The organism is Dyella solisilvae (genome assembly GCF_003351225.1).
Taxonomy (GTDB): Bacteria; Pseudomonadota; Gammaproteobacteria; order Xanthomonadales; family Rhodanobacteraceae; genus Dyella; species Dyella solisilvae.
The window spans coordinates 587,257-609,346 of sequence record NZ_QQSY01000001.1; the positions used below are offsets into that span (position 1 = coordinate 587,257).

12 protein-coding genes are annotated in these 22,090 nt (G+C 65.3%); 3 read left to right on the forward strand and 9 right to left on the reverse strand.

The features are described from left to right. Positions 1 to 456 precede the first annotated feature (456 nt). From recC to recD, 3 genes are read left to right on the forward strand one after another with little or no spacing between them, the layout of a single operon-like run. Complete coding sequence (gene recC / locus DVT68_RS02570) at positions 457 to 3,939, forward strand: exodeoxyribonuclease V subunit gamma (RefSeq protein WP_114824352.1); 3,483 nt, start codon at positions 457 to 459, stop codon at positions 3,937 to 3,939. Next, the gene (gene recB, locus DVT68_RS02575; protein WP_114823482.1) at positions 3,936 to 7,592 is read left to right on the forward strand and encodes an exodeoxyribonuclease V subunit beta; all 3,657 of its coding nucleotides are present in this window, start codon (positions 3,936 to 3,938) and stop codon (positions 7,590 to 7,592) included. Before recC ends, recB begins: the two co-directional genes overlap by 4 nt. Further along, positions 7,582 to 9,582 (forward strand): exodeoxyribonuclease V subunit alpha, encoded by a 2,001-nt coding sequence (gene recD / locus DVT68_RS02580; protein ID WP_114823483.1) that lies wholly within the window; start codon positions 7,582 to 7,584, stop codon positions 9,580 to 9,582. Before recB ends, recD begins: the two co-directional genes overlap by 11 nt. 118 nt (positions 9,583 to 9,700) lie before the next feature. Here the strand turns inward: recD and DVT68_RS02585 are convergent, their stop codons facing one another. The 9 genes from DVT68_RS02585 to DVT68_RS02625 form a co-directional block, all read right to left on the reverse strand. Next, complete coding sequence (locus tag DVT68_RS02585; protein WP_114823484.1) at positions 9,701 to 10,315, reverse strand: pilus assembly FimT family protein; 615 nt, start codon at positions 10,313 to 10,315, stop codon at positions 9,701 to 9,703. Then, positions 10,315 to 10,743, reverse strand: a complete 429-nt coding sequence (locus tag DVT68_RS20620; protein WP_147281657.1) for a type IV pilin protein — start codon at positions 10,741 to 10,743, stop codon at positions 10,315 to 10,317. Before DVT68_RS20620 ends, DVT68_RS02585 begins: the two co-directional genes overlap by 1 nt. Before the next feature lie 13 nt (positions 10,744 to 10,756). Further along, positions 10,757 to 14,575, reverse strand: coding sequence for a pilus assembly protein (locus DVT68_RS02595; RefSeq protein ID WP_114823486.1), 3,819 nt, complete (start codon positions 14,573 to 14,575; stop codon positions 10,757 to 10,759). Between the two features lie 12 nt (positions 14,576 to 14,587). Then, complete coding sequence (locus DVT68_RS02600; RefSeq protein WP_158543441.1) at positions 14,588 to 15,208, reverse strand: pilus assembly PilX family protein; 621 nt, start codon at positions 15,206 to 15,208, stop codon at positions 14,588 to 14,590. A gap of 67 nt (positions 15,209 to 15,275) precedes the next feature. Then, positions 15,276 to 16,577 (reverse strand): PilW family protein, encoded by a 1,302-nt coding sequence (locus DVT68_RS02605; protein ID WP_158543442.1) that lies wholly within the window; start codon positions 16,575 to 16,577, stop codon positions 15,276 to 15,278. A 14-nt stretch (positions 16,578 to 16,591) separates the two neighbouring features. After that, complete coding sequence (pilV, locus tag DVT68_RS02610; RefSeq protein ID WP_114823489.1) at positions 16,592 to 17,122, reverse strand: type IV pilus modification protein PilV; 531 nt, start codon at positions 17,120 to 17,122, stop codon at positions 16,592 to 16,594. Between the two features lie 184 nt (positions 17,123 to 17,306). After that, complete coding sequence (locus DVT68_RS02615) at positions 17,307 to 17,903, reverse strand: GspH/FimT family pseudopilin (protein ID WP_147281658.1); 597 nt, start codon at positions 17,901 to 17,903, stop codon at positions 17,307 to 17,309. A 5-nt stretch (positions 17,904 to 17,908) separates the two neighbouring features. Beyond that, the gene (locus DVT68_RS02620) at positions 17,909 to 18,328 is read right to left on the reverse strand and encodes a type IV pilin protein (protein ID WP_114823491.1); all 420 of its coding nucleotides are present in this window, start codon (positions 18,326 to 18,328) and stop codon (positions 17,909 to 17,911) included. Positions 18,329 to 18,340: 12 nt separating this feature from the next. Beyond that, positions 18,341 to 22,090 carry a pilus assembly protein gene (locus DVT68_RS02625; protein ID WP_114823492.1) on the reverse strand — a complete coding sequence of 1,250 codons (3,750 nt, stop codon included), beginning with the start codon at positions 22,088 to 22,090 and terminating at the stop codon, positions 18,341 to 18,343.

Genomic DNA, 22,090 nt, shown 5'->3' on the forward strand with positions numbered 1-22,090 from the left:
CGGCACAAACGTCAGCGCGAGGAGCCCATTGAGGTCGCCAGACGAGATCCACTGCTGCCCCACCTTGTTGAGCATCACGGAACGACACGTCGGCGGCGTGCGTGATGCGCGCAATCCGCTGAACGCCCAAGCGGCCCTTTCACGCATCGCGCATGGCTTCCGCCTTGGCGCCATTGGATGCGATGTCGGCGCCATCGATTACCGGCATCGTCCAGTGCAAGCACTGGTGCGACGACTGTGCCTTTCCTCAGGAATCCCGAGTCATCTTCGTTTGGACATCCATACGCTCGCGTCGCATGCTGGCGCTGACTCTGGGCAAGGCATCTTGCGCAACGCAACAAACCCGGTGACACGCACTTGATCTCACTCGGTGCGACGGCCAGCGGCGAGCATGGGCGACATCCTCCGCCCGCTCGGCGAGAATGTACCCATGAGCGAAGCCGCCCCTTGCCCGACGTGAGCCATAGCCTGGACCTGCCCCTGGAGGCCCCGATCGAACCGGGCCTGATGGTGATCCATGGCAACCGCATGGAAGACCTGCGCGACCTGCTGGCCGCGTGGCTGGCCCGGGCGCCGCTGCGTCCGCTGGAAGACGAGCTGATGCTGGTGCAGAGCAACGGCATTGCCCAATGGCTGAAATGGGCGCTGGCGCGACCGGTCGACGACGGCGGCCTGGGTGTGAGCGCGGCGATCGACGTGCAGCTGCCCGGCCGCTTCCTGTGGACGGCCTACCGCAGCGTGCTGGGCCGTGATGCAGTGCCCACCACCTCGCCGTTCGACAAGTCGCGCCTCTGCTGGCGCCTGTTGCGCCTGCTGCCCGCCCACCTGCACGAGCCGGACTTCGCCCCGCTGCGCGATTTCCTCCGCAACGATCCAGACGAACGCAAGCGCTTCCAGTTGACCCAACGCGTGGCCGACCTGTTCGATCAATACCAGGTCTATCGCGCTGACTGGCTGGCGGACTGGGAGCATGGCAACTACCGCCTGCGCGACGAGTTGCGTGGTGAACACACGTCTCTGGCGGCCGACCAGCGCTGGCAGGCGCGGCTGTGGCAACTGCTGCTGGACGACGTGGGAGAAGAACGCCACAACCACCGCGCCGCCGTGCACCAGGCCTTTATCGAACGCGTCGGTCAGCTTACTGTTCGGCCGCCACGGCTGCCGCGGCGCATCGTGGTGTTCGGCATCTCCTCCCTGCCCCAGCAGACGCTCGAGGCGCTCACCGCGCTGGCGCGCTTCAGCCAGGTGCTGTTGCTGGTGGCCAATCCGTGTCGCCATTACTGGGCCGACATCATCGAGGACCGCGAGCTGCTCAAGGCGGCGCAGCGCCGCCATGCGGGCAAGCCCGGGCTGCCAGCCGAGCCGCGCTACGAAGACCTGCATCTGCACGCGAACCCGCTGCTCGCCGCGTGGGGGCGACAGGGGCGCGACTATATACGCCTGCTCGACGCCTTCGACCGCCCCGAACGCTACCGGCCGCAGTTCGCCGCATGGAACCGCAGCATCGACCTGTTCGCCGACACCGATGGCGGCACGCTGCTGCGCCAGGTGCAGCAGGCCATTCTCGATCTCGAGCCGCTACCGGCAGAACCGACCCTGCGACGGCCATGGCGCGACCGCGACGGTTCGTTGCGTTTCCACGTGGCGCACAGTCCGCAGCGCGAGGTGGAGATCCTGCACGACCAGTTGCTGGCGATGTTCGAGCAGGCCGAGCAAGCGGGCGCCCCGCTGTCGCCACGCGACGTGATCGTGATGGTGCCTGACATCCAGGCCTATGCGCCCCACGTGCAGGCGGTGTTCGGGCGCCTGCCGCCAAACGACCCGCGCCACCTGCCGTATGCCGTGGCCGACCAGCCCACTCGCGGCGCCGTGCCGCTGATGGTGGCGCTGGAACACCTGCTCTCCCTGCCCGAGTCGCGCTTTGCAGTAAGCGACCTGCTCGACCTGCTTGACGTGCCCGCGCTGCGCCGCCGCTTCGACATCGACGACGCCGGCCTGCCGATCCTGCGCCGCTGGATCGAGGGCGCCGGGATCCGCTGGGGCCTGGACGCCGCGCAGAAGCAGAGCCTGGACCTGCCCGGCGTCGAACAGAACAGCTGGCGCTTCGGCCTGCGCCGCATGCTGCTGGGCTATGCCGTGGGCCAAGGAGAGAGCTGGCAGGGCATCGCCCCTTACGACGAAGTTGGTGGCCTCGACGCAGCCCTGGTCGGACCGCTCACACTTTTGCTGGATCGCCTCGAACAGTGCTGGGAGCAAATGCGTGCACCCGCCACTCCCACCGAGTGGCACGCCCGCCTGCACGCGCTGCTGCAGGATTGCTTCCAGGCGGAGGACTCCGACGACAGCGACCGACTCACCCGACTCGGCGATGCGCTGGACGCCTGGCGTGAGGCCTGCGCGGAGGCCGACTTCGAATCGCCACTGCCGCTGGGCATCGTGCGCGAGCATTGGCTGGGCGCCATGGACGAGAGTCGCCTTTCGCAGCGCTTCATGGGCGGCGCGGTGAGCTTCTGCACACTGATGCCGATGCGCGCGATCCCATTCCGCGTGGTCTGCCTGCTGGGCATGAACGACGGCGACTATCCGCGCCAGCAGGCGCCGGCCGATTTCGACCTGATGGCCCTGCCGGGTCACGCGCGCCCGGGCGACCGCTCGCGCCGCGAGGATGACCGCTACCTTTTCCTGGAAGCCCTGGTTTCCGCGCGCGACACGCTCTACATCAGCTGGGTCGGCCGCAACGTGCGCGACAACAGCGCGTTGCCACCCTCGGTGTTGCTGGGCCAGCTTCGCGACTACCTCGCTGCCGGCTGGCATCGCGAGGGCGACGACCCCGATTCACTCGCGACCGCCCACGCGCTGCTCGACGCGATGACCACCGTGCATCCGTTGCAGCCGTTCAGCCGTCGCTATTTCAACGCTGATGCCGACCCGCACCTGTTTACCTATGCGCGCGAGTGGCGCGAGGCGCATCGCTCCCACCAGGACACCGCGAACGCCGACTTGCCTGACTGGCAGCCCGACGCCGCACTCGGCATCACCCAGCTGCGCGGTTTCCTTGCGCAGCCGGTGCGGACGTTCTTCAACCAGCGCCTGAAGGTGTATTTCGGCGAACTGGAGGCCGAGGCCAGCGACGACGAACCGTTCGTACTGAACGCGCTGGAGCAGCATCAGGCTTCCACTGCCGTGGTGCAGTCCGCCGTGCGCGCAGGTGATGCCGGCGACGCCGTGCTGAGCGCGGCACGACAGCTTGCCCGGGAAGGCCTGTTGCCGCCCGGTGGCTTCGGCGAGCTGGCGCAGGACGAGCTCGCGCGCGAAGGACACGTGCTGGCGCAAGCCTGGCTGGACGCCTGCCAGCGCTGGCCGCTGCTGGACGACAAGATCGAACTGCAACACGAAGCCCACGGCGTGCGCGTGGAAGACTGGCTGACCGATCTGCGCCGCGGCGACAACGGCGCCCTGCTCCGCCTGGAGCTGGCCGCCGGCAAGCTGGCGCAGAAGGGCGGCGGCTTGCGCCACGACAAGCTGAGTACCGCCTGGATCATCCACCTGCTGGCCCATGCGCAGGGCCTGACATTGACCACGCGCGTGATCGGCATCGATGCGCAAGTGAGCTTGCGCCCGATCATCCGTGAGGAAGCGACGCGTTGGCTGGGCGAGCTGTTGGCCGCGTTGCGCGTCGGCATGAATGCTCCGCTGCCGCTGGCCCGCCGCACCGCCTTCGCCTGGCTGCAGGCCGCCGACGAAGGCAAGGCGAGCAGCCAGGCGCAGCAGGCGTACGACGGCAACAGTTTTGGCGGACGACATGGCGAGCGGGACGAGGACCCTTACCTGACCCGAGCCTGGCCCACTTTCGAGGCGCTGCTCGACGGCGGCTTTGAGCACTGGCTCGTGCTGTACCGGCCGCTGCTGGAGATCGCCACCATGGACGAGGAAGCATGAGCGCCAGCACGCCACTTCAACCCTTGCAGCTGCCGCTTGAGGGCATCCAGCTCATCGAGGCCAGCGCCGGCACCGGCAAGACCTGGACCATCGCCGCGCTGTACCTGCGCCTGGTGCTAGGCCACGGCGTGGCAGGCGGCGTACCGCTGCTGCCGGCGCAGATCCTGGTGCTCACCTTCACCAAGGCCGCCACGGCTGAGCTGCGCGAGCGCATCCGCGAACGGCTGGGCCAGGCGGCGGACGCGTTCCGTGGCCGCCAGGCGCCCGACGACTTCCTGCGCGAGCTCATTGCGGTCTACGCGGACGAGGACGCGCGCGCACGCGCCGCGCGCCAGCTGGAGCTGGCCGCGCAATGGATGGATGAGGCGGCGATCCACACCATCCATGCCTGGTGCCAGCGCATGCTGGGACAGCACGCCTTCGACAGCGGCCATGCGTTCGTGCAGGACACCAACACCGACGAGAGCGCGCTGCTCGGCGAGACGGTCCGCGACTACTGGCGCAGCCACTTCTTTCCGCTCGACCGTGGCAGCGCCGCGCTGGTCTCCGGCTGGTGGCGCAGCCCTGCCGAGCTGCAGCAGGCGTTGCGTCCGCTGCTGCGCCAGCCGCTGGCCAACCTGTGCCTGGATGGCCGGCCGCTGCCCGAATCCGACCAGGCCCTGGCGCATTTTCATCAAGGCATCGCCAACACTGGCAAAACCGAAGAGCGTGCGCGCCGGGCGTGGCGCGACGATGCGGACGCAATCGAAGCGATGTTCGCCAAGGCGTTGGACGCGCGCGCGCTGAATGGCAGGAAGATGCCGCGCGAGGCGGTCGAAGTGCAGTTGGCGGATTTGCGCCAGTGGTCGCAAGGGCAGCCGATCGACACGGAAACCCTGCGTCGCTACGCGCAGACCGCGCTGGACGGTGCGCTCAACAAGAACGCCGAGCCGCTTCGCCACGCCGCATTCGACGCGATCACTGCCTGCGTCGAGGGCATCGATCAGATGGAACGACTTCAACCGGCGATACTGGCGCAGGCGACTCGCTGGGTCGCGCAGCGTCTGGAACAGACCAAGCAGCGCCGCGCCCAGCTGGGCTTCGACGACATGCTGCGCCGGCTGGACGATGCGCTGCACGAAGTCACTGGCCCCCGGCTGGCCGACACCATTGCCCGGCAATACCCGATCGCGCTGATCGACGAGTTCCAGGACACCGATCCGCTGCAGTGGCGCATTTTCCAGACCATCTACGCCAGGCGCGAACGCACCGGGCTGCTGCTGATCGGCGATCCCAAGCAGGCCATCTACGGTTTCCGCGGCGCGGACATCCACACCTACCTGCGCGCGCGTGATCGCGCGCGCCAACCCACCTGGACCCTGGACACCAACTACCGCTCCACCGAGGCCCTGGTGAGCGCGGTCAATCGCGTATTCGAGCATGCGGACACCCATGACGACGGCGCCTTCGCATTCGGCCGCGAGGCGCTGCCGTTCCTCCCGGTGAAGGCACGCGGGCGACGCGACCAGCTCGTACTGGACGGCCAGCCGTTGCCGCCCATGCGGCTGAAGGTGCAAGTCGGCGACGAGGCCATCAGCAGCTCCGCCTATGCCGGCGAAATGGCCAGGCAAGCCGCCGCCTATCTGGTGCGACTGCTCGATGCCGCACAGGAAGGCCGCTGCGGGTTCCTCAACGACGAAGGTGCGCTCACGCCGCTCAAGGCAGGAGATGTCGCGGTTCTGGTGCGCAGCGGCGCCGAAGCCACCCGGGTGCGCGAGGAAATGCAGCGTCGAGGCATCCCCAGCGTCTACCTGTCCGATCGCGATTCGGTCTATGCCTCGGCTGAAGCGACCGACCTCCTGCGATGGTTGCAAGCCTGCGCCGCGCCGGGCTCCGATCGCGCGATGCGCGCCGCGCTCGCCACGCCCACGCTGGGACAGAGTAACGCCGAGCTCGACCGGCTCAATCTCGACGAACACCACTGGGAAGCCTGCGGCGAGCGCTTCCGCCGGCTGCACGAGACCTGGCGGCGCCACGGCGTGTTGGCCATGCTGCACGACCTGTTGCACGCCTTCGACCTGCCCGCGCGCCTGTTGGCCCGTCCCGACGGCGAGCGCGCGCTGACCAACCTGCTGCACCTGGCCGAACTGTTGCAGCACGCGGCCGCCACCCTGGATGGCGAGCACGCGCTGATCCGTCACCTCGCCGCGCAGATGGCCAGCGCCACCGACCCGCAGTCCGAGACTGCGGAAGAACAGATCGTGCGGCTGGAAAGTGAAGCTGCGTTGGTCAAGGTGGTGACCATCCACAAATCCAAGGGCCTGGAGTACCCGCTGGTGCTGCTGCCATTCGTGTGCAGCGCGCGCGAAGTGAAGCAGGACGACAGCTTCATCTGGCACGACCGCGATGGGCAGGCCCGCATGGACCTGCGCGCCAACGACGCCGCGCGCGTGCAGGCCGATCGCGAGCGCCTGCAAGAAGACCTGCGCCTGCTCTACGTCGCGCTCACCCGCGCCCGCTACGCCTGCTGGCTGGGCGTGGCCTGCTACAGGGTAGGCAACAGCAGGACGCCTGCGCTGCACAAATCCGCGTTCGGCTACGTGCTCTCCGGCGGCGCGGTGATCCAGCCCGAGCAACTCATGCCCCTGCTCGAACAGCTGCGCGGCGCGCACGCCGGCCTGCACATCGAGACGCTGGTCCCCGCGGATTCCCGCCCCTTGCGACCAGTCGAAGACGACACCCGGCCTTTATGGGATGCCCGACCCTACCAGGGCTCGCCGCAGGAGCGCTGGTGGGTCGCCAGCTACAGCTCGCTGAAGGTGGACGAAAGCGAGTCGACCGCGCACGCCCCGGAAACCGCCAGCCAGGATGTCCTGATTGAACTGGGCCAGGAGCAGCCGCCCACCGGCGAAACCACGCCAGCCATGGCCGAAGGCATTCACGCCTTCCCGGCCGGCGCCGAGGCCGGCACCTTCCTGCACGACCTGCTGGAATGGTCGGCGGCGGAGGGCTTCGCCGGCGTGGCGACCGATGGGGCTGCGCTGGACATCGAAATCGCACGTCGCTGCCTGCGTCGCGGCTGGCAGGCGCACGCCCCGCTGCTCGGCGAGTGGCTACCGTCGCTGCTGCGCGTGCCGCTGTCCCTTCCTGACGGCACGGTCGCCAGCCTCGCCGACATGGACGCCTATTACGCGGAACTGGAATTCTGGTTCGAGGCCCATCGGGTCGACACGCTGGCGCTGGACCGCCTGGTCACCGCGCATACGCTGGAAGGGCGAGCGCGCCAACCGCTCATCGCCGAGCGCATCAACGGCCTGCTCAAGGGCTTCATCGACCTCGTGGTGGAGCGCCAGGGGCGCTACTACGTGATCGACTACAAATCCAACAAGCTGGGCAACGATGCCAGCGCATACACCTCGCAAGCCATGCGCGACTCCATCCTGCGCGAGCGCTACGACCTGCAGTACGCGCTTTACACCCTTGCGCTGCACCGGCAACTGCGTGCTCGCCTGCCCCACTACGACTACGACAGGCACATGGGAGGCGTGGCCTACCTCTATCTGCGCGGCGTGGACGGCCATGGGCACGGCGTGCATGGAGAACGCCTGCCGTTCGCGCTGATCGACGCCATGGACCGACTGTTTTCCGCAGAAGGACGCAGCCATGCCGCATGAAGTCCTCACACTCATCGAGGCCGGCATCGAGCGCGGCCTGCTCCGCCCCCTTGATGTCGCCTTCGCCCGTTTCCTTGCCGAGCAGGCGCCGCAAGCGCCCGAAAGCCTGGCCCTACTGGGCGCGCTGGTCAGCCGGCAGCAGGCCGACGGCCACCTTTGCCTCGATCTCGCCGGCTGGGAAGCATTGGCGGAAGAAGCCGCCTGGCCAACATCATGGCGTCGCCTGATCGGCACCGCGGCGGCGGACCCCGACCTGCTCGCCGCCAGCGGCGCGCTGGGTCTGCCGGACGAATCCGATGACGAAGGCTCGCCGTTGGTGCTCGACGGCAGTCGCGTCTACCTGCGGCGTTACTGGAACCACGAGCAACGCGTCGCACGCGCGATCACCCGTCGCCTATTGCAGGCGCCCCAGGAGCCCGCGCCGTGGGGCGAGCAACTGCGGCGACTGTTTCCCGCCAGCCCGGACCTCGGCATCGACTGGCAACGCGTAGCCTGCGCGCTGGCTGCGCGCAGCGCCTTTACGGTGATCACCGGCGGCCCTGGCACCGGCAAGACCACCACGGTGGTGCGTTTGCTGGGTCTGCTGCAGACACTCAGCCGGCAGCAGGCCCAGCGACCACTGCGCATCCGCCTGGCCGCGCCCACGGGCAAGGCCGCGGCGCGTCTGCAAGGCTCCATCAGCGCGCAGGTCGACCAACTCGACGTGGTCGACGAGGTGCGCCCGACGATCCCCACCCAGGTCGACACTCTCCATCGCCTGCTCGGCGCCCGCCCCGATAGCCGCCGCTTCCGCCACGACAGCGGCCATCCGCTCCATCTGGACGTGCTGGTCATCGACGAAGCCTCGATGGTGGATCTGGAGATGATGTCCGCCGTGCTGGACGCGCTGCCCGACGATGCGCGACTGGTGCTGTTGGGCGACAAGGACCAGCTCTCCTCGGTCGAAGCCGGCGCAGTGCTTGGCGACCTGTGCCGTCGCGCCGAAGCGGTCCACTACAGCCAGGCCACCGTCGACTGGCTGCGCGCGACCACCGGCGACACACTCGACGCCTGGGTGAGCAACGACGCGCAAGCGCTGGACCAGCACATCGTCATGCTGCGGCATAGCCACCGCTTCGGCGCGGATAGTGGCATCGGCACTCTGGCGCAGCTCGTCAACCATGGCGAGGTCGGCGCCACCATGGCCTGGCTTGGCCAAACCCACCCGGATGTCGCCTGGTCCGATGGCCCGGCCATTGCCCAGCCATTGCGCGAACTGGTGCTGGAGGGTGGACGCGAACGCTTCGCCGCACGCGCGGATGGCGCCTCGCCGCAAGGCTATCGTCACTATCTGCAATCGCTGCGCGAGCAGCGGCCGTCGCCGCTGGCGGATAAGGCTGTCTACGAGACTTGGGCGCGTGATGTGCTCCGCACCTTCGGCGGTTTCCAGCTGTTGTGCGCGCTGCGTCAGGGACCACAGGGGACCGACGGCCTCAACCGTCAGATCACCGGCATCCTGCACCAGGCCGGACTGATCGACGCCAGCCATGAATGGTACGAAGGGCGCCCGGTGATGGTGACGCGCAACGACTACAGCCTCGGCCTGATGAATGGCGACGTCGGCATCGCCTTGCGCGTTCCCGATGATCGTGGCGTGCTGCAACTACGGGTGGCGTTCGAAGTGGCCGGCGAAGCGGGCGAGACTGCTACGCGCATGCGCTTCGTACAACCGTCGCGCCTGGGCGACCGCGAGACCGTCTACGCCATGACCGTGCACAAATCGCAGGGCTCGGAATTCGACCACGCGGCTCTGGTGCTGCCCGATGAATCCAGCGCCGTACTAACTCGCGAATTGCTCTATACCGGCATCACCCGCGCCCGTCGCTGGTTCAGCCTCCTGTCCACGGCCCAGGGAATCGTGCATGGCCTGGGCAACCGCAGACGTCGCGAGTCTGGTCTGCCGTGGGCGTTCGATCAGTGGCCGGGCCCACAGGCGGACGCTGAGCAGTAAATCCGGGGACTCGAGGCTACGGTCCGGCGTGATTCAGCCCTCGCAGCCGATGTGGGGTGCACACGCGCATGAATGCGCCATCGAGCCCCCTCGGGCGCCTTGCGCTCAAGGTCCAGCGTCATCGAACTTCGGGCACGCAACTTTCGTCGACCGCCAGCCGTCGACGCTGCAAGCTGCCAGAGGCAATCGCTGCAATCTCAGTGCCTGGAATCGCAGACGTCGACACACCGCTGCCCAAATGACCTGTATCGCTCAAGATGCAGAACCGCCACGATCGCCCTCCCCGTTCGCCGGAAGGCTTGAGCTGCCCTTGCAGGCCGAAGGTGACGATGTCGCCGTCGGCAGCCGTCACGGTCAAGGCGCCCGACGTGCGTGAATATCGCAAGAGTCGAAAGGTCTGGTCAGCAGCCGCAAATTCGCGATTGGCTCCGCTGCCACTGACGGGATAGCTATAGGTCATCCAACCCTGTCCGTAGGAGGAGTCATCTGAACAGCGCACGCCGTCCCGACTGGGACAAAGTGACACGAAAGTCGCCCGCTGCATGGCCTCCATCCGCGCATAGGTCAGATCGGCGGCCAATGCGTCGGCGGCGGCGCTGAGCTGGTGGCGACCCACCGTGTCGTGGAACGCAGGAGCAGCCAGCATGGCAAGCACCGCCAGCACGGACATCGCAATCAGCAGCTCAATCAGGGTAACGCCTCGCCCTTGCGCCCCGCTCGACAGGGACGCCATCACCAGCAACGTCCATTGATGTTGAGCGACTCGCGCGATGCATCCGGCGATCGCTGGCCGGTGTTGTCCATGGACAGAGCGCCGCACGCATCCTTCACTTGCACGCCCTGTGGCGTGGCCGTCGCCACATAGCCCTGGCCCACGCCATGGATATCCTGCAGTGTCACTTCCGCCTGGTAGTGGCCGGCTTTCGAAGTCACAGCGGCCGCGCCACCAAAGCCGAGGTCCCCAAGGTCGCCATAATGATGGCTCACCGCGTAGTAACGTTCCTGCGCCTGGGCGATATGCAGCAGCAAGGTCTGCCCATCCACACGACGCGCCCGATAGGCATAACGCCCATAGGCGGGTATGGCCACGGCGGCAAGCACCGCCACGATGGCCACGACGATCATGAGTTCGATCAGCGTGAACCCCAGATTCCGTGACATGAGGCGCTCCTTGTCATTGATCACTGTTGAGAACACGCCAGGAGCGGCGGCGCCAGATCGCGTCCCCCACCGAGAACGTGCTGCCGTCCCTGGACAGGGTCATACCCGGAAGGTAAACCCGCCCTCCACCGGCCCGGACCGCCGCTGGAAGAAAACCGCTGGTCGGTACATTGCTGAGGCGAGCCCCGGTCTGCGCGAAGCCGGCATCCCATCCGGCGACCACCCCAAGATCGACGCCGACCGCAGCACCGCCCGTCGCCGCGTCAACGACCATCACCGCCCCCTGTGGCGACGGGTTGCATGGATCGGCTTTCTGCGGGATCAAGGTGGTGATCACGGCGCGATTGCTGTCAAACAGCGCCGTGGCGTCCACCACGACACGCTCACCGGCGTTGGCTTGGTGCCCATCGCCGCCAACCAGCTGCAACAGGAAATACCATCCTCCGACATAATTTCCTGCGCGATCCTTCAGCGGCACGGCGTTCCGCGTGAGGCCGCGAATGCCATCCCGCTCATACAGCGTCTGCTGAACGAGGACCGCTGAGCCTTCGAAAATTGGCATGGTGCCCTTCGCGCCGGGATCGCGAATGCCGTAGACCGCCTGCACCGGCGTCGAGCCATCGATGATGTTGTCGCTACTGCCGAGATACTTGCCCGTGCCGAACACCACGATGAAATGCCTGGTGGCAGGATCGGGAAACAATCGCGGCATGACCGTGATGGGCCTGCTTCCTGGAACGGACGGCTTGAACAGCAGATCCACCTGCCACCGGGACGGGTCTTCGTCGGTAAAGTCAAAACGCCAGAGGTTGCCCTCCAAATCGCCGGCGAACGCGACGTCGTCGACCTGGTCGTTCTCGTAGTCGCCCAGGACCGGTGTCGACAACCCGCTGCTGACAACGTCCATGCCCTCGACGGCTGTCGGCGTACGCAGTTCGCGCAGCAGGGATCCGGTTTGGGCGTCCAGCACAAACAACGAGCTGAATCGATTGGATGCTGCAGCTTCCGTGCTGTCGGTGGGGAAATAGCCCCCGGACACCAGCACCACCCACTTGCCGTTCGCGAGCCGGCCGACGTTGGGTCTGCCAAAGGTGTAGCCCAGATTGGCGGCCACGCCCTGTCCAGCCATCGAGTCATGGCTGAACTCCCAAAGCACCTTGTCGGTAGGGCCCGGCATGCCCGCCGTGGAAGGCCCCTCAGTGGCGCCTGCGTCAGTCACGTCCAACGCATAGACGCCGCGCCCGCCCAGCCGCAGGCCCGCAACGAGAATGGAATGCCACCCAACGTTCGCTCCAGCGCTGAAGTAGACGTCGCGGACCACCGGCGTTCCATCCACCGTCGGCGCATATTGGTAATAGGTCAACGCACCCATGTCCCTCAATCGACCATAGACGGAATAAGGCACGTAAGCCCAACGCTCCGCACCGGGATGGGGGGCGAGATCAACACTTGCCGGCTTCGTGCCGGCCGTTGTGGCGTCGAAGGCATGAAGCATGCCGTCGTTGGCTCCAACATAAATCGTCGGCGCCCGCTTGAGGTGATCGGCGACGAATTGCTCGTAGCTGTGCAGCAGGCGGCCATCGGGCCTAGTCTCCATCTCCGGTGCCCGTTCTTCCGGATGGCTGCGCCTCGGTGGAAAGGCATCGCGATAGCCGCTGGCCGGATAGGCGACGTAGACGGCCTGCGCGTTGACCACCGCGCCGAGCACGGAACTGCGCTGGCGGAAAACCGTACCTTCCTTCGCCCTGTTGCCACGAATCCAATCCAGTCGATCGCCGCCGGCGGAGCCACTGGCAAACACAGGGTCGACCGAACGAATGGCGACGAGTACCTCACTTCCACGGAAAGGGGTTCCATGCCCACCTCCCGGAGCCGAACTGGTGAGGATGACTCGATTTTCCGTCGCGCCCGTGCGTGCATCCAGAAGATCGCCGGCACTCCATAGTGTTGCGCCTAAGTTGCCCGACTCGTCCACGCGCACCGCCTGCACGACGCCACTCCAATCGTCGCTGCTGAATCCGGTACGAAAATAGGCGGCATCCGTTGCAAGCACCGTCATGCTCATCGCCCCCGCAGTCGATGCAGCACTCCTCGCAACGATGCTGTTGATGACCCGCTTGATCTGGTCGATCAGCTGTTGCGGATTGTTGGCATTGAACAACTCACCACGACTATTGATGGCCGCGTGCCACGTGTCGTCTACCTTGGCGGGCGTGTCGGCATTCTCGGTGTTCGGCGGCGAGGCCCAGTCCGACCAGGTCTTGATGCCTTTACGCAGGTCCGTGAGATCGCCCGGAAAATCCAGCTGGCCAGCCAAGCCGAACGTCACGATGAACTGTGAAAGGTGCTGCCATGTGGCGGGATCGTTCGCGGGATTGAAGTACACCTCGTCAGGCAAGGATGCGACATCACTGCCGATCGGCGTGGCGATCAACGGGCCTGTCACGCCGGTAGTTCGATCGGGCAAATATGGCGCTACGTTGTTTCTCAAGTCCGGTCGCAGGTCGGTTGCCCAGTAGTGGAATGCGACATCGGCGAAGCCGGAAAGCCCAAGCTGTGACGGTCCGCCTCCATAGACCGCGGAAACCGCGGCGCCGGGGTTGTATCGGCGACCATCGGGTAATGTCGTAGTGCGCTGATCGGGATTGGCGGCGACAGGACCGGCGCTGGCCCCCATGACAGCGGTATCCGACCAGTTTTTCGTGAAATCGCCCTCGTTATATGTATTCCATCCGCCATCTGTCACGAGCAGACTGTAGTTGCGTCGGCAACTCACCTCCGTTCCCGAGCCGGCATCGAAGTATGGATTGGTTTCGGACAGCTTCGCGTTGTTGGTCCCGAAATAGATCGCCACCCGCGCCATGCTGCTTCGCGTGGGCGTACCTGCTTCAGGTACGCTCGCATAGAGAAAATCCATGAGCTTCCTGAGCTGGCTAGCATCCGAAAGCGGCCGTATCACGGCGGTGTTGCCAAGTTCCTCGCTATTCAACCGCTGCCACTGCATCCGGATGGAGCGCGGAACACTCTCGAAGGCGCGAGCAAGCGAACTGCGCGCGGCCTGATTCCGTGTGCGGTAAAAGCCGTACCAGATGGCGAAGTTCTTCTTCTGTGCTTCGCTCAGCGTTGCAACGTTGACAGCCTCGTATTTGCCAGGGTCAAACAGGTCAACGCGCTGTGTGCGGTCGCCCTTGAACCGATAGTGGAACGCGGGAGCGATTCCGGTACTCGGATTCGAGAACGGGAATGGCATGTAACCCTTATCGACGCTGCATTTGCTCGACGCTGGATGCGAAACACTTGCCGGGTAGATGATTTCCGGCCAGATGGTGTTCCCGCCCCAGTAGATCGAGTAGTCGGTAAGCAGATTCTTGACCAGGCGGCTTCCCCCTGTATTGGCTGCCACGCCGTCGTCCCATGCCTCGGTGAAACTGCCTGCATCCATGGGCGTGCCGTCCGTCTTGTTCGGAACGACATAGGTTTGCTGTTCGTCGTAGTAGATCGTGTTGACCGCGGGCGAGAAGTTCCAGGGATGGATGACCTTGCTGTCATCCGCGCTGTACCAGCCGCAAATGGCCATACCGGTCCGCGGATCCGTGATCAAGCCACTGCGCTCCCCATACCTCACCTCACCGTCGCCGATATATCCAGGCACATACGTATTGCGCATGCTGTTGGAGTCGTCGTAAGTCAGGATGATGTTGGGCGCCACCGCCGGAGTAAGCTCCGGCGGTGTAGCCGACAGATCCACCGTCCCTGCATGCAGCGAGGGCGCCCCCATGGCGCCACCGACTACAACCATGAGCGCCAACACCGGCGCCATCAAAGAACGCATGGGAAGCTCCTTCTAATCGCCCTTGGCTGAGAACGTGCTTTCGAGAACGCGAACCGTGGTTTCGCTTCCCCCTGTGGAGCGCGCCGTGATGCGATAGATATGGCGGGTGATGGAGGTGTAGCCGGTCCCGGTCGATCCCGTGGCTCCCGACTCGTGCTGTGCCCCGGTATCCGGAGGCAGCTCGGCTCCCAGGTCCTCGATGAGGTAGCGCGGATTGTGGGCCAATGCAGCGTTGTCGAATCCCGCCCCGGGTTTGACGAAATTGGCGCCACCGTTCGCCGAGTTGTATTCCGTGCCGTTGCTGGAATTCCAGCCCACGCCGGTGCGAAAACGGCTCACCGCGGGCGACTGGAGACCCGAAAGATCAAACTGGTAACAGTCTGTGAGCACAGTGGATCCGCACCTCAAACCGGCTGAGGTCGCGCTTGCTTTCCACAAGCGCCATTCCGCGCCACGCAAGGCGGCCTCTGCGCCCATATCCGCCAGTTGCGCATCCCTCAGGCCGCCAGCCATGCGCTCCTGGAGCAGCGAGCGACTTGCTGCGCTGATCGCCAACAGGCTTAGCAACATCAGGAATACCAGCGCTATCACCAGCACCACGCCGCGCTGACGGCACAGCCCTCGTCCATCCATGGATGACGCTCCCTGTCGCATCTTGTTTGCTCCTGCTTAGGCGCTTCTTAGTGCGCGCGGTCCGCTTTCACGGGTTGTAATTGCGCAAGGAAACCAGCGCGATGAACTCGCGCCGCACCTTGGCGTCGACAAACCCCTGCGATGCCGGCGATACACGTCGTTGCTGAGCACCCGGCGGCGCCGGACGATCCAGGCCATCCGACTGGTAGGCATACATCCGTTCTTTGTCGGTCAGCGTATAGAGGGGCTTTGGACCGCTCAGGAGCAGGCGCACCTCGATGCTTTTGATCGCCCGCCAGAGGCAACCGGGGTCGGTATTCAGCGGCAGCGCCGTTGACGGTGGGCAGGCGATCCGGCCGCCCGCGTTGCTGTCCACGTCATCCGCCGTGAGGTAACGCGTATTGCCGTCGCTGTCTTCCACACCGTAGAGGAAGTCGAGGCGCTCCACACCGCGCACCAGCTCCTGGCCTCCGGTGTAATCCTTGCGAATCAGCGCGCCGGTTGTGGAGCCGTCTTCGTCCGCCACCACCTTGAGGTAATAGGTCACCGTGACGAGGTCACGATTGAAATCAAACAGGCGAGGCGCCGAGTACGGCGTGCGGGCGATCGGCTGTGCGAAATTGCGACTGGGATCAGGCGCCAGATCGGGCGACCCGCTCACCGCGAACACCTGGGCTCCCGAACAGTCCGCGAACATGGCCAGGTCGCCGGCCTTGAAGTCGGACAAGGGGGGCTCGTCGGCGGCGGGCGCGAGGTGGATAGAGGACACCAGGCCGGTCGTCGGATCCGCAACGACGTAACTTCGACTCCCCAACGCCCAGCCTCGCGCATTGTCGATGTATCGCAGCGTGAGCACGCTGCTGCCGATGACGCGACTCCCGGGCGTCACGCCCATGGCTGGCGCCACGGCAGCAGGTGGCTTGATGGGCATGCAAGTCTGCTTGTCGCAGTCGTAGCCACGCATCCACAGGAACGACGGCATCGAATACGGCGCCGCAGGCATCGCCGGATAAGTATTGGAGCCGGAGGTATGTCCCCAGTCCGTGGTCAGGTCCTTGTCCTTGAACGCCCCGCTCAGATCCCGGGCGTACACCACGGGCGCGCGAAGGCCATCCAGCAACAATCCACTGGCCCCCTGTGACGCGACGCCTCCGGTGGACGTGCAGTACTGGGCATTGGCCATCCGCAGGTCGTCGGTCAAACGCCCTATCGCGTAACGTCCCTCTTCCTGCACCTGGGCCAGCTGGCTTTGCGCGCGGTAGTTCGCCAAACCGGAAATGAAGATGTTCACGATGCCGGCGGCCACCAGCAGTCCAAGCACCATGGCCACCATCAGCTCGATGAGGCTGAGGCCAGATTGGCGACGCATGCAACCTGTCCCCGTCATGGCTGGAAAATCCAGGCAAACGATTGTGTGGCCGCCTGCGCATTCTGCTGACGGCCGATCCCCTGCTCCGTCCAGGTAATCCACATCGTGCAGGTACCGCCAAAGGGCGGCCGTTTCGCCAACTGTGCCGATGGGTCATAGCCGACCCTGTCAACGCCAGTGCATTCAATTTTTGCGCTGGCGTCGGGAAGCTGGCTTGCGAGCAGTTGGCTCCAAAGCCCCTTGTCGCGCGCCGCGACAGCATCGGGCGAGCAGGCCGTTGTCGCGTCGCACTCCACGGAACCGGACGTCACCGGATAGGCGCCGCCGTTGTAACGACCGGTCCAGACCCCGACAGGATTGGCGCGCATCCGGTCAGCCATGTTGTTGGCCAGGAACGCCACTTGCGTGCGCAGGTACGCCGCATGCTTGGACCGGGCCGAGACCAGCATCAACCCGGACATGCCCACCAAGCCGATCCCAAACACAAACATCGCCACGAGCACTTCAATCAGCGACACGCCGCGCTGATGCTTCGGTCTATCCATGACCGTCCCTCCGTTTGACGGAAGGACTCTAGGCGATGCTATCGACGCGCGGCGCACCCGGCCGACCAGCGGTGGGAAACGTTGGACGAGCGGCCAACAAGTTGCCCGAAAAATGACGCAACCCAATCGGTTGCGTCAAAGCACCACGTCGGTTCGCCCACTCACTGTGAAACCCCGTCGTACGTCAATCGCAGGTGGCGTCGGCCTTCATGGACGACAGGATCAAAATGCCCGAGCCGCTGATCCGCAGATCGCTACCGGGCACATACGAAGAATTCTCCGGCCGCTCCGTACCGGGCGGAAACGAGCAGACCAGGAAGTCGTAGCCGCCGCCAGCAAGATCGCGCTTGATCTGCCCCTGCTGCCCATAGCTGATGACGTTCCCGTCGGCCGCGTGAACGGAGACACCGGCGGGCGCATCAGTCGCGCGCAGCAACTGGAACCCGTCGGAGCTCTTGCTGGCGTCGTACTCCTGATCCGCGCCAGCTGAACCCACCCGGTAGCTGTAGACGATCCACCCGGTGGAATAGTCCTGCGACTTGCTGCAGGACTGGCCCGTGCTGCTGGCGCATATCGAAACAAAGCTGCCGCGGCTGACCGCCTCCGCCCGGGCGTAGGCCAGGTCGGCACGCAATTGCGTGGCGGCGCCATTGACCCGCTGTCGTTTCATCACGCTGCTGAATCCTGGCGCGGCGACCATCATCAAGACGGCCAGTACGGCCAGCGTGACCATCAACTCCACCAGAGTGACGCCCTTCACCCTTCCGCAATGCATGTGCATGGCGTTCACCAGCAATGACCGTTGCTGTTGGCGGCGGCATCACTGGTCTGCGGCGTCTTGACCCCGGCACTGGTAATCGCGAGGTTGCCGCAGACATCAGCCTGCTGCGCGCCCTGGCGCGTTGCCGTTGCGGTGTAGCTCTGGGCGCCATCGGCCACGTCGACCGATGCCTGGTAGTACTGGTGCTCGGAAGTCGCCGAATCAGCCGACGCATAGCCGATGGCCGCAAGCCCTGCGTACTTGTTGTACGTCGCGTAATAACGCTCCTCCGCATTGGCGATATGCAGCAGCAGTTGCTGCCCATCGGCCCGGCGCGCGCGATACGCGTACCGGCTGTAGCTGGGAATCGCGATGGCAGCCAGGATGGCGATGATCGCCACCACCACCATCAATTCAACCAGGGTGAATCCTCGAGTCCTCGACATGTCTCGTGGTCCTTATTGAGCATCGTTGAGCGAGCGCCAGGAGCGACGCCGCCATACGGGGATACCGAACGATGGTGTCTTGCCGTCGCTGCCGCCCACGCTGGTGTCGGAGGTCAGGCCGGGGATATAGGCCACGCCACCGCCCATCGCCGAGGCCACCGGCAGGAAGCCTCCGGTGGGCGGGTTCTTCACGCGCAGGCCGGCCTGGGCGTAACCATCCGGCCAACCGCCGATGGCGCCAACATTGCCGCCGAGGTTGGCCTGGCCCGTGGCCGCGTCGAGCACCATCAGCGCGCCGCGCGGCGCCGGATCGCAAGGATCGTTGTTCTGCGGAATCAGCGTGGTCAGGATGGCCTGGTTGGTGCTGAAGATCGCCGAGGCGTCCACCACCACTCGCTCACCCTTGGCGGAGCTGATGTCCAGGTCGATGTACCAGCCGCGGATGGGCACGTTCCCCGAAGTCTTGACTGGCACGGGATTGCTGGTCAGGCCACGCACGCCCGACATCTCCACCATGGTCTGCTTCACCAGTGGCGTGCTGGTGTTGTTGCCGACCACCGGGGTCTGCCCCGCCACGCCAGAATCGCGGATGCCGTAGATCGACTGCACCTGGGTGTTGTCGTCAATCACGTTGTCCACGCCGCCAAGATACTTGCCGGTGCCGAACAGGACGACGAGGCCTCCCGCGATCGGATCGGGGAAAAGTCGGGGCATCACGGTGACCGGCTGGTAACCGGGGTTCTGCGGGCGATAGAACAGATCGACCTTCCATTTGGCCGGATCACTGTCCGTGAGGTCGAAACGCCAGACGTTGCCCTGCAGGTCGCCGGCAAACGCGACATCGTCAATCTGGTCGCTGTTGTAGTCGCCCATCACCGGCGTGGTCAGGCCATAGCTGACCACGTCGCCGGTCATGCCGGTGACCGTGGTGGGCGTCTTGAGCTCCTGCAACAAGGCGCCGGTCTGCGCGTCCAGCACGAACAGCGAGCTGTAATTGTTGCCTGCGGCCGTCTCCGTGCTGCCGGTGGGGAAATAGCCACCAGGGACCAGCACCACCCACTTGCCGTTGGCGAGCCGGCCGATGTTCGGACGGCCATAGGTATAGCCGAGGTTGGCGGGATCGCCGTTGGCGCCGGACGCCAGCGAGCTGTTGAACTCCCACAGCACCTTGTCCGCCGGCCCCATCACCTTGCCGGAGGCGCCGCCTTGGCTGGCGGTGGGCTCGGTGATGTCCAGGGCGTAAACACCGCGCCCACCCAGGCGCAGCCCACCCACCAGGATGGTGCGCCAGCCCGTATTTGCGCCCGAACTGAAGTACACGTCGCGGGTCACTGGCGTGCCATCCACCGACGGCATGAACGAGAAGTTCGTCAGCGAAGACCAGCCGGTCAACCTGCCATAGGCGGACTGCGGCACATAGGCCCAGCGTTCGGCGCCCGGATTGGGCGTCACATCGACACTGGTGGCCTTCGTATCGGAGGTGGTGGCGTCGAACGCGTGGAGCATGCCGTCGTTGGCCGCCACGTAAATGGTCGGCGCACGCTTGGCATGGTCGTAGCGGAACTGTTCGTAAGTCTTGCCCAGTGCGACGCCATCGGCTTCCGGCGATTTGGCCGGCCAGACGTCGCGATAGCCGCTGCTTGGCTGCGCCACATAGACCACCTGGGCATTGATGACCGCACCGAACACCGAGTTGCGCTGACGGAACGTGGTGGCCTCCTTGCTCTGGTCACCACGCAACCAGGCCAGGCGATCCGTGCCCGTGGAGGATGCGTCGAAATTGGCGTCGACCGCCTTGATCGCCGCCACCACGCTGGCGCCAGTGAAGGCGGCGCCCTTGCCGGTACCGGCAGCGGTGCTGGTGAGGATCACGCGGGTGTCGCCCTTCTTGGCCTGTGCATCCAGCAAGGTGCGACCATTCCACAAGGCTGCCGTGGAGATCGAACCATCCGTATTCACCCGGTTGGCGGTCAGGCTGCCCTTCCAGTCATTGGTGTCGTAGCCCGCCTGGTAGGTCACGGAACCAGAGGTGAGCACCGAGGAGTTGATGCTGCCCGCCACCGAGGTGGTGCTGCGCGAGATGATGCCGTTGATGATGCTCTTAAGCGCATTGCTGAGCGCCGACGGGCTGCTGGCGGCAAAGAACGCGCCGCGGCTGTTGATCGCCGCGTGCCACATGTCATCGATCTTCTTGCCGTCGTCCGTGGCCACCACCGGTACTGGCCACGCAGTGTTGCCCTGGCGCAGGCTCTTCAGCGTCGCCGCCGTATTGTTCAAGGTGCCTGAGGCGCCAAAGCCGATCATGTACTGCACCAGATGCGGCCAGGTGGCGGGATCGTTGGCCGGGTTCCAGTAGATCTCCTTGTTCGTGCGCGGATCCGAGTCGGCCGAGAGCGTCTTGCCGAACAAGGTGGTCGACTGGTCCGTCAGGCTCGGCGTCACTTTCAGGCGATTGGCTGCGGTCGAGAACAGGCTGGAGCCGCTCGTCACGCCGGCCTGAAGGTCGGTTGCCCAGTACTTGAACGCGATGTCCGCCATGGTGGGGACCGAGTTGCTGGCCTCGTTCCAGATGACCTTGCTTTCCGCGTCCGACGTGGAAAAGCCCTGCAGGCCGTCAGGCAGCTTGCTGATCGAAGTCGTATCGTTGGGCGACTGCGCCGATGGCGTATCGCTGTTCCACATGCCGTCCGTCATCTGGATGTGGTAGTTCTGGCGACAGACCAACTCCTTGTTGACGTCGCGGTCCCAGTAGGGGTTGTTGTCCGAGGCGCCGGTGCGATTGGTGAAGTAGTCGCCGACGCGGATGGCTGCGGTGCGATTGGGCGTCGAGCCGGTGGCCGGCATGGCGAACAGCCAGTCGTAAAACTTGCTGCGCACGTTGCCGGTGGAGATTTTCTTGGCGGCGTTGTCATCCACGAACTTGTAGATATTCGTGCTCGTGGAAAGCACGTTGCTGCTGTTGTTGATGTTCTGCCAGGCCACACGCACGTTGTCGCTGAATGGCTGGAACGCCAGTGACACCGCCGAAACCGCCGCCATGGTTCGAGTGCGGTAGTACGAGTACCAGTTGGCGAAGTTCTGCTGCTGGGCTGTGGTCACGGCCACCCAGGTCCAGTTGCCGCTGGTGTAAAGACTGGTGATGGAGGCGCTGGTGAGCTTGCCTGTGCTCGAATCCACCGACAGCGTGGCGCCGGTGTACTTGTAATAGCCACCGCCGGTCTTGCCGCAGAAGCTGGCGGCGCCCAGGTTGGTCTTGGTGGATGTGGACGGGCTGGTCGGCCGGTTGTTCGTGATGCCGTTGTCCCAGGCGCTGGCGTAGGTCGCGTTGGCCATCGAACTGCCATCGGCCTTCACAGGGGGCGTATAGGTATTGTTGGGGTTGAAGTACACCCCGTTCATGCTCCATGAACGGACGTCCGCCGTATCCGTAATGGCCGAATTGATCGTGCCGGCGCATAACCAGGGATAGTTGGCGGTATACGTGCGATTGCTGGTGTCGTCCTGCTTCTGGTCAGTGGTGCTGTTGACCCAAGCCTTGTCGTCGTAGGGGCGCGCGTCGGGCATGTGATGCCAGTTCATCGAGCCCGAGTCGTCGAAAGTCAGCACCAGGTTCGGCGCCACCGAGGTGGTGGCGGACGGCGGGCCGGGACTCAACTCCACGGTGCCCGCCATGGACAGGCCGGCATGGCCGGCCAGCGTGGTCAGCACCAGTCCAAGCAGGGTGTGACGAAGACGGTAGTTGGCAGCGATCGTCATCAGCAT